The sequence below is a fragment of the Pseudomonas sp. SORT22 genome (assembly GCF_018417635.1).
Taxonomy (GTDB): Bacteria; Pseudomonadota; Gammaproteobacteria; order Pseudomonadales; family Pseudomonadaceae; genus Aquipseudomonas.
In genome coordinates, this window is the sequence record NZ_CP071007.1 from 391,814 (window position 1) to 404,900 (window position 13,087).

Annotated in this window: 10 protein-coding genes; 8 read left to right on the forward strand and 2 right to left on the reverse strand. The window is 61.4% G+C overall.

All coding sequences use genetic code 11. From position 1 onward, the window contains the following. Positions 1–72: 72 nt before the first annotated feature. Positions 73–1,371: an amino-acid N-acetyltransferase gene (gene argA / locus JYG36_RS01855; protein WP_195885279.1), complete on the forward strand. Its 1,299-nt coding sequence runs from the start codon at positions 73–75 to the stop codon at positions 1,369–1,371. A 106-nt stretch (positions 1,372–1,477) separates the two neighbouring features. Here argA and JYG36_RS01860 read toward each other — a convergent pair whose 3' ends face one another. Next, a complete protein-coding gene (locus JYG36_RS01860; RefSeq protein ID WP_045201104.1) occupies positions 1,478–2,854 on the reverse strand; it encodes a glutamine synthetase family protein in 1,377 nt (458 codons plus the stop codon). 605 nt (positions 2,855–3,459) lie between these two features. On the opposite strand from JYG36_RS01860, the gene JYG36_RS01865 reads away from it, so the two are divergent. The 7 genes from JYG36_RS01865 to JYG36_RS01895 all read left to right on the forward strand — a co-directional run bounded on the left by JYG36_RS01865 (position 3,460) and on the right by JYG36_RS01895 (position 11,755). Continuing rightward, the gene (locus JYG36_RS01865) at positions 3,460–4,818 is read left to right on the forward strand and encodes a glutamine synthetase family protein (RefSeq protein WP_045201108.1); all 1,359 of its coding nucleotides are present in this window, start codon (positions 3,460–3,462) and stop codon (positions 4,816–4,818) included. 47 nt (positions 4,819–4,865) lie between these two features. Beyond that, the gene (locus JYG36_RS01870; protein ID WP_093378291.1) at positions 4,866–6,224 is read left to right on the forward strand and encodes an aspartate aminotransferase family protein; all 1,359 of its coding nucleotides are present in this window, start codon (positions 4,866–4,868) and stop codon (positions 6,222–6,224) included. 169 nt (positions 6,225–6,393) lie between these two features. Beyond that, complete coding sequence (locus JYG36_RS01875; protein WP_123565207.1) at positions 6,394–7,491, forward strand: polyamine ABC transporter substrate-binding protein; 1,098 nt, start codon at positions 6,394–6,396, stop codon at positions 7,489–7,491. A gap of 163 nt (positions 7,492–7,654) precedes the next feature. Next, positions 7,655–8,749, forward strand: a complete 1,095-nt coding sequence (locus JYG36_RS01880) for a polyamine ABC transporter substrate-binding protein (protein ID WP_093378296.1) — start codon at positions 7,655–7,657, stop codon at positions 8,747–8,749. A 59-nt stretch (positions 8,750–8,808) separates the two neighbouring features. Beyond that, positions 8,809–9,951 (forward strand): polyamine ABC transporter ATP-binding protein, encoded by a 1,143-nt coding sequence (gene potA / locus JYG36_RS01885; protein WP_045201117.1) that lies wholly within the window; start codon positions 8,809–8,811, stop codon positions 9,949–9,951. Further along, a complete protein-coding gene (locus tag JYG36_RS01890; RefSeq protein WP_093378301.1) occupies positions 9,948–10,868 on the forward strand; it encodes an ABC transporter permease subunit in 921 nt (306 codons plus the stop codon). The genes potA and JYG36_RS01890 overlap by 4 nt, the downstream gene beginning before the upstream one ends. Beyond that, positions 10,865–11,755 (forward strand): ABC transporter permease subunit, encoded by an 891-nt coding sequence (locus JYG36_RS01895; protein WP_213602924.1) that lies wholly within the window; start codon positions 10,865–10,867, stop codon positions 11,753–11,755. The genes JYG36_RS01890 and JYG36_RS01895 overlap by 4 nt, the downstream gene beginning before the upstream one ends. 70 nt (positions 11,756–11,825) lie before the next feature. Here JYG36_RS01895 and JYG36_RS01900 read toward each other — a convergent pair whose 3' ends face one another. Continuing rightward, entirely contained in the window at positions 11,826–12,986 is a 1,161-nt protein-coding gene (locus JYG36_RS01900; protein ID WP_213602926.1) for an AAA family ATPase, read from the reverse strand. Positions 12,987–13,087: the final 101 nt, after the last annotated feature.

Here is a 13,087-nt window from a genome sequence, read left to right on the forward strand (position 1 = left end):
GTTCCGACGATAACCCTTCGAGCGCTGTGTGCTTTCCCGTTCTTGTCCCTATTTTCTACAGGCTCTCCGGTTATGCCCGAATACGTCAATTGGCTGCGTCATGCTTCGCCTTACATCAACGCCCACCGCGACTGCACCTTTGTGGTCATGCTGCCCGGTGACGGCGTCGAACACCCCAACTTCGGCAATATCGTTCACGACCTGGTGCTGTTGCACAGCCTTGGCGTGCGCCTGGTGCTGGTCCACGGCTCGCGCCCGCAGATCGAAAGCCGCCTGGCGGCCCGCGGCCTGACCCCGCACTACCACCGCGGCATGCGCATCACCGATGCGGCGACGCTTGAATGCGTGATCGATGCCGTAGGCCACTTGCGCATCGCCATCGAGGCGCGCCTGTCGATGGACATGGCCGCCTCGCCGATGCAGGGCTCACGCCTGCGCGTGGCTGCCGGCAACCTGGTTACCGCGCGGCCGATCGGCGTGGTCGAAGGCGTTGATTACCACCACACCGGCGAAGTGCGCCGGGTCGACCGCAAAGGTATCAATCGCCTGCTCGACGAGCGCTCTATCGTCCTGCTTTCGCCTTTGGGCTATTCGCCCACCGGCGAGATCTTCAACCTCGCCTGTGAAGACGTCGCCACTCGCGCCGCGATTGAACTGAATGCTGACAAGCTGCTGCTGTTCGGCGCCGAGCGCGGCCTGCTCGATGAACAGGGCCGGCTGGTACGCGAACTGCGCCCCCAGCAAGTGCCGGCGCACCTGCAGCGTCTGGGCAGCGACTACCAGGGCGAGCTGCTTGATGCCGCCGCCGAAGCCTGCCGGGGCGGTGTGGCGCGCAGTCATATCGTCAGCTATGGCGAAGATGGCGCGTTGCTCACCGAGCTGTTCACCCGTGATGGTGGCGGTACCCTGGTGGCCCAGGAGCAGTTCGAGAAGGTGCGTGAAGCCGCGATCGAGGATGTCGGCGGCTTGCTCGACCTGATCAGCCCGCTGGAGGAGCAGGGCATTCTCGTGCGCCGTTCGCGTGAGGTGCTGGAGCGTGAGATCGAGCAGTTCAGTGTGGTCGAGCGCGAGGGCATGATCATCGCCTGTGCGGCGCTGTACCCGATTGCCGATTCCGAAGCGGGCGAGCTGGCGTGCCTGGCGGTCAACCCGGAGTATCGCCACGGCGGTCGCGGTGACGAGCTGCTGGAACGGATCGAGACGCGGGCGCGGGAAATGGGGCTCAACACGCTGTTTGTGCTAACAACGCGGACAGCGCACTGGTTCCGCGAACGCGGCTTTGTGCCTAGCGGCGTCGAGCGGCTGCCGGCGGCGCGGGCATCGCTGTACAACTATCAGCGCAATTCGAAGATCTTCGAAAAAGCGCTGTAAAGCATCGCGGGTCAAGTCGGGTCGCCGCACCGCCGCTCCCACAGAAGATATTTGTGGGAGCGGCGGTGCGGCGACCCGACTTGACCCGCGATAAGGCCCTCAAGCATCAAACGGTATGCAGATACCAGTTGTACTCAAGGTCGGAGATGGAGTGTTCGAACTCCTCCAGCTCGCTCTCTTTACAGGCCACGAAGATATCGATGTATTTCGGATCGATGTACCGGGCCAGGATCTCGCTGTCGTCCAGCTCGCGCAGGGCATCACGCAGGTTGTTCGGCAGGCTCTGCTCGTTCTGCTCGTAGGAGTTGCCTTCAACCGGTTCGCCCGGGTCGACCTTGTTGGTCAGGCCATGGTGAACACCGGCCAGTACAGCGGCCATCAGCAGGTACGGGTTGGCATCGGCACCGGCTACGCGGTGTTCGATGCGCACGGCGTCCGGGGTGCCGGTCGGCACGCGCAGGGCCACGGTACGGTTGTCCAGGCCCCAGCTAGGCGAGTTCGGCACGTAGAACTGGGCACCAAAACGGCGGTACGAGTTGACGTTCGGGCACAGGAACGCCATCGACGCCGGTAGGGTCTCGAGCACACCGCCGATCGCGTGACGCAGTGCGGCGTTCTGCTCGGGATCCTCGCTGGTGAAGATGTTCTTGCCATCTTTGTCCAGCACCGAGATATGGACATGCAGACCATTACCCGCCTGGCCCGGGTAGGGCTTGGCCATGAAGGTGGTGTCCATTTCATGGTCGTAGGCAATGTTCTTGATCAGGCGCTTGAGCAGTACCGCGTAGTCGCAGGCCTTCATCGGGTCGGCAACGTGGTGCAGGTTGACTTCGAACTGTGCCGGGGCGCTTTCCTTGACGATGGCGTCAGCCGGAATGCCTTGTTCCTTGGCACCCTCGAGGATGTCCTGGAGGCAGTCGACGTATTCGTCGAGGTCATCGATCAGGTAGACCTGGGTCGAGATCGGGCGTTTGCCGGAGATCGGCGAGCGCGGCGGCTGCGGACGGCCGTTCACGTTCTCCTGGTCGATCAGGTAGAACTCAAGCTCGAATGCGGCGCAGATGGTCAGGCCCAGCTCGTCGAACTTGCTCACGACCTGGCGCAGGACTTCCCGCGGGTCAGCGAAGAACGGTTCGCCTTCGAGCTCGTGCATGGTCATCAGCAGTTGCGCGGTCGGGCGCTTTTGCCAGGGCTCGTTGGACAGGGTGTCCGGGATTGGATAGCAGATGCGGTCGGCATCGCCGATGTCCAGGCCAAGGCCGGTGCTTTCGACGGTCGAGCCGTTGATATCCAGGGCGAAGAGGGAGGCCGGCAGGTTGATGCCTTTCTCGTAAACCTTGTGGAGGCTGGTGCGCTCGATGCGCTTGCCGCGCACCACACCATTCATATCTGCAATCAGAAGGTCAACGTAGAGAACCTCAGGATGTTCCTTAAGGAACGCGTTCGCTTCGTTAAGCTGAACGGCACGCGGGGGTACCGACATGATGCAACACCTTTGTTGTTAAAAATATCAATCAATGGGGGCTTGCAGGTTCAGTCAATCGGAAAGCCTTGCTGAAGTCAAGCCAGCCCCATGATGCCCTAAAATGGCCCTCAAGCGGCATTTTTGCTGCAATTGGGGGCGCCGACAAGGGCTGCTTTCGTACGGTAACGGCGATCTTGAGCGGGCCGTGTTCTATTTTTTACGGGGGTGTTGTGTAAAAAAATGAACAAGGCTAAGCTCGGTGGCAACCCATAACACCAATAATACCGGGGGTTACATGTCACGCCTGCCGACAACCGGCATCATCGCCCGCCGTTCACAGAACGGTTTGCACGCATTCCTCGCGGGTGGCTTGCGCCCTGCGCCAGCACCTTGCGCCCCGGCTGAAATAATTGACGGCCCAGGCGTCCTGCCTGCTGTCGACGCTACTTCGAATGACCTCTGCCATCACTATAGCGGGCTCGTCAGCCTTGCGGGAACTGCCCGTTGCGGCCTCCCTGCGCCTGACTTTTGCTTTAGCCCCGTGGGGCATCCAGAATGTCTGGGACGGCCCACTCCGGGTCACGTCCTGACGTCAGTCCAGACATTTACCTCCTGAGGTATTTATGAGTAGCAACCTCGACCAGCTCACCGATTGGTTGAAAGAACACAAGATCACCGAAGTCGAGTGCCTGATCAGCGACCTCACCGGTATCACCCGCGGCAAGATCTCGCCGACCAACAAGTTCATCGCCGAAAAAGGCATGCGCCTGCCCGAGAGCGTGTTGCTGCAGACCGTGACCGGCGACTATGTCGATGACGACATCTATTACGAACTGCTCGACCCGGCCGACATCGACATGATCTGCCGCCCCGACGAGAACGCGGTGTTTCTCGTGCCCTGGGCCATCGAGCCGACCGCCCAGGTGATCCACGACACCTACGACAAGCAGGGCAACCCGGTCGAGCTGTCGCCGCGCAACGTGCTCAAGAAGGTTTTGAAGCTCTACGCCGACAAGGGCTGGCAGCCGATCGTGGCGCCAGAGATGGAGTTCTACCTGACCAAGCGCTGCGAAGACCCGGACTTCCCCCTGCAGCCGCCGATTGGCCGCTCCGGGCGCCCGGAAACCGGTCGCCAGTCCTTCTCTATTGAAGCGGCCAACGAATTCGACCCGCTGTTCGAGGACGTCTACGACTGGTGCGAGCTGCAGAACCTGGACCTCGACACGCTGATCCACGAAGACGGCACGGCGCAGATGGAAATCAACTTCCGTCACGGGAATGCCTTGTCGCTGGCCGACCAGATCCTGGTGTTCAAGCGCACCATGCGCGAGGCTGCGCTCAAGCACAACGTCGCCGCCACCTTCATGGCCAAGCCGATGACCGGCGAGCCGGGCAGCGCCATGCACCTGCACCAGAGCATCATCGACGTGCACACCGGCAAGAACATCTTCTCGGACGAAGACGGGCGCATGAGCGAGCTGTTCCTCAACCACGTCGGCGGCCTGCAGAAGTTCATCCCGGTGGTGCTGCCGCTGTTCGCCCCCAACGTCAACTCGTTCCGCCGCTTCTTGCCCGACACCTCGGCGCCGGTGAACGTCGAGTGGGGCGAAGAGAACCGTACCGTCGGCCTGCGCGTACCGGATGCCGGCCCGCAGAACCGCCGGGTCGAGAACCGCCTGCCAGGCGCCGACGCCAACCCCTACCTGGCGATCGCCGCCAGCCTGCTGTGCGGTTTCATCGGCATGGTCGAAGGCATCAAACCGAGCGCGCCGGTACAGGGTCGTGGTTACGAGCGGCGTAACCTGCGCCTGCCGCTGACCATCGAGGACGCCCTCGAGCGCATGGAAAACTGCAAGGCCCTGGAACCCTACCTGGGCAAGAAATTCATTACCGGCTACGTCGCCACCAAACGCGCCGAGCATGAAAACTTCAAACGCGTAATCAGCTCCTGGGAACGTGAGTTCCTGCTGTTTGCGGTCTGATCAACCCGGAGCCGCAGGACCGCGGCCGTCAACAAACGGAGAAGCACATGAGCGTCAACAACCCGCAAACCCGTGAGTGGCAAACCCTTAGCAGTGAGCATCACCTGGCACCTTTCAGTGACTACCAACAGCTGAAAGAGAAGGGGCCGCGGATCATCACCAAAGCCGAGGGCGTGCACCTGTGGGACAGCGAGGGCAACAAAATCCTCGATGGCATGGCGGGCCTGTGGTGCGTGGCGGTCGGTTATGGCCGTGAAGAGCTGGTTGAAGTGGCCGCCAAGCAGATGCGCGAGCTGCCGTACTACAACCTGTTCTTCCAGACTGCCCACCCACCGGCACTGGAGCTGGCCAAGGCGGTTACCGCCGTGGCGCCCAAGGGCATGACCCATGTGTTCTTCACCGGTTCCGGTTCTGAAGGCAACGACACCAACCTGCGCATGGTCCGCCACTACTGGGCGCTCAAGGGCAAGCCGCAGAAACAGGTGATCATTGGCCGTATCAATGGCTATCACGGCTCCACCGTGGCCGGCGCCGCCCTGGGCGGCATGAGCGGCATGCATGCCCAGGGTGGCACGCTGCCGGGCATCGAGCACATCCCGCAGCCATACTGGTTCGGTGAGGGCGGTGACATGACCCCGGACGAATTCGGGGTCTGGGCTGCCGAGCAGCTGGAAAAGAAAATCCTCGAAGTCGGCGAAGACAAGGTCGCCGCCTTTATTGCCGAGCCGATCCAGGGCGCCGGCGGGGTGATCATTCCGCCAGAAACCTACTGGCCGAAGATCAAGGAGATCCTCGCCAAGTACGACATCCTGTTCATTGCCGACGAAGTGATCTGTGGCTTCGGTCGCACTGGCGAGTGGTTCGGCTCCGATTACTACGACCTCAAGCCCGACCTGATGACCATCGCCAAGGGCCTGACCTCCGGTTACATCCCCATGGGCGGTGTGATCGTACGTGACGAAGTGGCCAAGGTGCTTAGTCAAGGCGGCGACTTCAACCACGGCTTCACTTACTCCGGCCACCCGGTGGCGGCGGCGGTAGGCCTGGAAAACCTGCGAATTCTGCGCGACGAGAAGATCATCGAGCGGGTTCAGGCCGAAACGGCACCGTATTTGCAGAAACGTCTGCGTGAGCTCAACGATCACCCGCTGGTGGGCGAAGTGCGTGGCCTGGGCATGCTCGGTGCCATCGAGCTGGTCAAGGACAAGGCCACCCGTGCCCGTTACGAAGGCCAGGGTGCGGGCATGATCTGCCGCCAGTTCTGCTTCGACAACGGCCTGATCATGCGCGCCGTGGGCGACACCATGATCATTGCGCCGCCGTTGGTGATCAGCCACGCCGAGATCGACGAGCTGGTGGAAAAGGCGCGCAAATGCCTGGACCTGACGCTCGAAGCGCTGAAATAGCCAGGTGCTAGGCTAGCGTAATGGCATCAATGGGTTTCAAGGCGCCTCTGTTGTTGAAAGAGCGCCTTGTAACTTGCCAGACTAGCGGCTGTTTCAGTCGCTCGGAGCTTGCGCCGAATAAGCCGGCCGCTGAACAGATGGCTAAATAAAAAATTCTGGAGCATTACGCATGAAGAAATTGGGCAAGACGTTGTTGGCCGTGTCCCTGATGGGCGCCATGGCCAGTGCTGTTCAGGCGGATGACAAAGTACTGCACGTCTATAACTGGTCCGACTACATCGCACCAGACACCGTCGCCAAGTTCGAGAAACAGTCCGGTATCAAGGTCGTCTACGACGTCTTCGACAGCAACGAAACCCTCGAAGCCAAGTTGCTGGCAGGCAAGTCCGGTTACGACGTGGTGGTACCGTCGAACAACTTCCTGGCCAAGCAGATCAAGGCTGGCGTCTATCAGGAGCTGGACAAGTCCAAGCTGCCAAACTGGAAGAACCTCGACGAAGACCTGCTCAAGGCCGTTGGCGATGCCAGCGACCCGGGCAACAAGCATGCGTTCCCGTACATGTGGGGCTCCATCGGCATCGGCTACAACCCGGAGAAGGTCAAGGCGGCGCTGGGCGTCGACAAGATCGATTCCTGGGACGTGGTGTTCAAGCCGGAAAACATCGCCAAGCTCAAAAGCTGCGGCGTGAGCTTCCTCGATGCCCCGACCGAGATGATTCCGGCGGCGCTGCACTACCTGGGCAAGCCGACCAACAGCACGAAAAAAGAAGACCTCAAAGCCGCCGAAGACCTGTTCCTCAGCGTGCGTCCTTCGATCGGCTACTTCCACTCCTCCAAGTACATCTCGGACCTGGCCAACGGCAACATCTGCGTGGCCGTAGGTTATTCGGGTGACCTGGAGCAGTCCAAGGCTCGTGCCCACGAAGCCGGCGACAAGGTCAAGCTCGACTACATCATTCCGAAAGAAGGCGCCGGTACCTTCTACGACATGGTTGCCATCCCTAAAGATGCCGTCAACGTCGAGGCTGCCTACAAGTTCATGGACTTCCTGATGCAACCGGAAGTCATGGCCGAGATCACCAATGCCGTCCGTTTCCCGAACGGCAACAAGGCGGCCACCGCACTGGTGGACAAGGACATCTCGGGCGATCCGAGCATCTACCCACCGGCTGATGTGAAGAAGCAGCTGTACGCAATTGCTGACCCGGGTGCCAAGGCCCAGCGCGAAATCACGCGCAGCTGGACCAAGATCAAGTCGGGCAAGTAACAGCGGTGACCTCCCTGGGCGCGGTGTAAATCCCGCCCGGGGAGCATGAAAGCACAAATTTTTTTTGCGGCATGAGTGCATCGAAGGTAAGTTGCGCGCCGGTTTGCTTATCCGGCAGGTATTTCTGCCGTTTGCCACGGGCACATTTGTGAGGACCTCCCACTTGTCTATTTCTGTATTTCGCAAGGCCATGTTGGCTGGAGCGGGTCTGACGCTGGCGATCAGCGTCCAAGCGGCGCCCACGGTGCACATTTATAACTGGTCCGACTACATCGGTCAGACCACCCTCGCGGACTTCGAAAAAGCCACTGGCATCAAGCCGGTGCAAGATGTCTTCGACTCCAACGAAACCCTGGAAGGCAAACTGCTGGCTGGTCGCACCGGCTATGACGTGGTGGTGCCGTCCAACCATTTCCTCGGCAAGCAGATCAAGGCGGGCGCGTTTCAGAAGCTCGACAAGGCGCTGCTGCCAAACTATGCGAACCTCGACCCGGCGCTGATGAAGCGCCTGGAAAAGAACGACCCGGGCAACCAGTACGCCGTCCCCTACCTGTGGGGCACCAATGGCATCGGCTATAACGTCGACAAGGTCAAGGCGGCGCTGGGTACCGACAAGATCGATTCCTGGGCCGTGCTGCTCGAGCCGGAGAACATCAAGAAGCTCTCCAAGTGCGGAGTCGCGTTCCTCGACTCGGCCGACGAGATGCTCCCGGCGGTGCTCAACTACATGGGGCGCGACCCTAACAGCACCAACCCCAAGGACTACGCCGACGCCGAGAAAAAGCTGCTGGCCGTGCGTCCCTACGTGACCTACTTCCACTCCTCCAAGTACATCTCCGACCTTGCCAACGGCGACATCTGCGTGGCTGCCGGTTTCTCCGGCGATGTATTCCAGGCCAAGTCCCGCGCCGAAGAAGCCGGCAAGGGCGTCAAGGTGGCCTATGCGATTCCCAAGGAAGGCGGCAACCTCTGGTTCGACATGCTGGCGATCCCCAAGGACTCCAAGAATGTCAAAGAGGCCCATGCCTTCATCAACTATTTGCTGCAGCCTGAGGTAATTGCCCAGGTCAGTGATTACGTCGGTTACGCCAACCCGAACCCCAAGGCTGGCGATCTGATGGACCAGAGCGTGCGAACCGACGCAGCGGTTTACCCACCGCAAGAAGTGCTGGACAAGTTGTACGTCAACTCCGAGCTGCCTCCCAAGGTGCAACGGTTGATGACCCGTAGCTGGACCAAGGTCAAGTCGGGCAAGTAAAAATCCAGGGTCCGTCACGGCAGGGGCGGACGCAAAAAATCTTGTTGGGAGTTTCACAAATGGCAGTTGCCTCCGGTGCCTATAAGAAAGCCCTCGAGGGCGACCAGCAACCTAAACAGGTGCTGGTCAAAATCGACCGGGTCACGAAAAAGTTCGACGAAACGGTCGCCGTGGACGATGTGTCCCTGGAAATCAAGAAGGGCGAGATCTTCGCCCTGCTCGGTGGTTCCGGTTCGGGCAAATCCACCTTGCTGCGCATGCTCGCCGGCTTCGAACGGCCCACCGAAGGGCGCATTTTCCTCGATGGCGTAGACATCACCGATATGCCGCCCTACGAGCGGCCGATCAACATGATGTTCCAGTCGTACGCATTGTTCCCGCACATGACCGTGGCGCAGAACATCGCCTTCGGCCTGCAGCAGGACCGCATGCCCAGGTCTGAGATCGACGCCCGCGTGGCCGAGATGCTCAAGCTGGTGCACATGACCCAGTACGCCAAGCGCAAGCCGCACCAGCTCTCCGGTGGCCAGCGTCAGCGTGTGGCCCTGGCCCGTTCGTTGGCCAAGCGGCCAAAACTGCTGCTGCTCGATGAGCCGATGGGCGCGCTGGACAAGAAGCTGCGCTCGCAGATGCAACTGGAGCTGGTGGAGATCATCGAGCGGGTCGGCGTGACCTGTGTGATGGTGACCCACGATCAGGAAGAGGCCATGACCATGGCCCAGCGCATCGCCATCATGCACCTGGGCTGGATTGCCCAGATCGGCAGCCCGATCGACATCTATGAAACCCCGACCAGCCGCCTGGTTTGCGAGTTCATCGGCAACGTCAACCTGTTCGAGGGCGAAGTGGTCGACGATGCCGAAGGCCACGCGGTGATCGCCAGCCCCGAGCTTGAGCGCAAGATCTACGTCGGCCACGGTGTCACCACTTCGGTGGAAGACAAGCGCATCACCTACGCCCTGCGCCCGGAAAAACTGCTGGTGACCACCGAGCAGCCGACCTGCGAGCACAACTGGTCGCGCGGCAAGGTCCACGACATCGCCTACCTGGGTGGCCATTCGGTGTTCTACGTCGAGCTGCCTGGCGGCAAGATCGTCCAGTCGTTCGTTGCCAACGCCGAGCGCCAGGGCACCCGGCCGACCTGGGACGACCAGGTCTACGTCTGGTGGGAGGATGACAGCGGCGTGGTACTGCGCTCATGAACGCCCGCAAGCTCAAGCGAGCCTTCAACCGAATAAAGCCCGAGGGGCGCCATGTGGTGATCGGCGTGCCGTTCATCTGGCTGTTCCTGTTCTTCATGCTGCCGTTCTTCATCGTTCTGAAGATCAGCTTCGCCGAAGCCGACGTGGCGATCCCGCCGTACACCGAGATCTACAGCTACGTCGAAGACAAGGTGCAGCTGGTGCTCAACCTGGCCAACTATGGCCTGTTGACCGAAGACGAACTGTACATCTCGGCGTACCTGGGGTCGTTGAAGATGGCCTTCGTCAGCACGCTGCTGTGCCTGCTGATCGGCTATCCGATGGCCTACGCCATCGCCAACGCCCGCAAGGAAACCCAGACGGTACTGTTGCTGCTGATCATGATGCCGACCTGGACCGCAATCCTGATCCGCGTCTATGCCTGGATGGGCATCCTCAGCAACAACGGCCTGCTCAACGCCCTGCTGCTGTGGCTGGGCTGGATCGATCAGCCGTTGCAGATCCTCAACACCAACCTTGCGGTGTATATCGGCGTGGTCTATTCGTACCTGCCGTTCATGATCCTGCCGCTCTACGCCAACCTGGTGAAGCATGACCAGAGCCTGCTTGAAGCCGCCTCGGACCTGGGTTCGAGCACCTTCAACAGCTTCTGGAAAATCACCGTGCCGCTGTCGAAGAACGGCATCATCGCCGGCTGCATGCTGGTGTTCATTCCGGTGGTGGGCGAGTTCGTCATTCCTGAGCTGCTTGGCGGCCCGGAAACCCTGATGATCGGTAAAGTGCTCTGGCAAGAGTTCTTCAACAACCGTGACTGGCCGGTGGCCTCTGCCCTGGCGGTAGTGATGCTGGCGATCCTGATCGTACCGATCCTGCTCTTCAACCGTAGTCAGGCCAAAGAGATGGAGGGCAGGGCATGAAGCGTTTCAGTTTCTCCAGATTGATGTTGGTCCTGGGCCTGCTGTTCATCTACCTGCCCATGCTGATCCTGGTGATCTACTCGTTCAACGCCTCCAAGCTGGTGACGGTGTGGGGCGGCTGGTCGGTGAAGTGGTACGTCGGCCTGCTCGACAACACCCAGTTGATGGGCTCGGTGATGCGCTCACTGGAGATCGCCTGCTACACCGCGATCGCCGCCGTGGCGCTGGGCACCCTGGCCGCCTTCGTGCTGACCCGGGTTACCCGCTTCAAGGGCCGCACGCTGTTCGGTGGCCTGGTTACCGCGCCGTTGGTAATGCCCGAGGTGATCACCGGTCTGTCGCTGTTGCTGCTGTTCGTGGCCATGGCGCAGATGATCGGCTGGCCGCAGGAGCGTGGCATCGTCACCATCTGGATCGCCCACACCACCTTCTGCGCAGCCTATGTGGCGGTAGTGGTGTCGGCGCGCCTGCGTGAGCTCGACCTGTCGATCGAGGAAGCGGCCATGGACCTTGGTGCACGGCCGTGGAAGGTGTTCTTCCTGATCACCATCCCGATGATCGCACCGTCGCTGGCAGCGGGCGGGATGATGTCCTTTGCTCTGTCGCTGGACGACCTGGTACTGGCCAGCTTCGTCTCGGGCCCGGGTTCGACCACCCTGCCGATGGAAGTCTTCTCTGCCGTGCGTCTGGGCGTGAAGCCGGAAATCAACGCCGTGGCCAGCCTGATCCTGCTCAGCGTGTCGCTGGTGACCTTCATGGTCTGGTACTTCAGCCGTCAGGCCGAAGAGCGTCGTCGTCGGGCGATCCAGCAGGCTATCGAAGAAAGCGCTGCCGACTCGTGGAAACAACCGGACGTGCGTCGCGCGCCGGCGCCGGTTTCGGCGTGATCTGAAACCCTTCGCGGGGCAAACCCGCTCCTACAAATGGGTAGGAGCGGGCTTGCCCCGCGATTGGTTTTCACTCCGGCCAGTGCCAGGCCGGCTCATCGAGCATCCCCTGACCGGCTACGCGGGTCTGCCCCAGCACCTTCTCCAGCTCGATCGAATTGCAGCTCGCATCCTGTTCCAACGCGGCCACCAATCTTCGTGCATGCGACACCACCCACACCTGACACTGCTCCGAGGCACGAACGATCAAGCGCGCCAACGCTGGCAGCAAATCCGGGTGCAAGCTGGTTTCCGGCTCGTTCAGCACCATCATGGTCGGCGGCCTTGGCGTCAGCAGCGCGGCGACCAGCAGCAGGTAGCGCAAGGTCCCGTCCGATAGCTCGGCGGCGCTCAGCGGTCGCAACAAACCTTCCTGATAGAACAACACCCCGAACGCCCCACCCGGCACTGCATCGATCTCCAGGCGTGCGCCCGGGAAGGCATCGGCGATGGTTGCCTGCAAGGCCTGCGGGTCGCCGATCTCGATGATGGTCTGCAGCGCGGCGGCCAGGTCGCGGCCGTCGTGGTGCAGTACCGGCGTGCGCGTACCCAGTTGCCGGCGGCGGGCCGGGGCATCACGGTCGGTGCGAAAGTGATCGTAGAAGCGCCAGCCACGGATGCGCTCGCGCAGCAGCAACACCTCCGGTGAGGAGCGCAGGTTGCCGACCTGGTCGAACAGGCTGTCGAAGCTCGGCGTGTGCTGCGCCTGCACCTCCCATTGGCGGCCTTCACGGACCTTGACCATCGGCCCCTGGCGGTCCACCAGCAGGCTGGCCGGGCGGTACAACGGACCTGCCCAGATGCTTTCGCGCTTGATCTGCGGGTCGAGGGCGAAAGATGACCTGCTTGGCTCCGGCAGGCCGAGACCGATGGCGTAGCCGAATTCTTCGTCGCCAAAGCCCAGGCGCAAGCGCCGTGCATGCTGGCGCGGGCCGCCCTGGATGGCGACTTCGCCGTTGTTCATGCGCCGGTTGATCTGCTCGGGGCCGGCCCAGAACGTCGACTCCAGCCCGCCCTCCACCGCCAGGGCGTTGACCACACCGCCTTGCGCCGTTTCGGCGAGCAGGCGCAGGGCCTTGTACAGGTTGGACTTGCCGCTGCCGTTGGGCCCGGTGATGACGTTAAGGCGTGCCAGTGGCAGCACCAGGTGATTGATCGAGCGGTAGTTGGCGACAGCCAGGGTGGTCAGCATGGCAGCGTCCATTCAGGTAAAGAGGGCAGTATCGCCGATTCCGCGTGGTGAACGAATTGTGTACACCGACAAGCGATCAAGGGAACCCTGATCTACGCTAA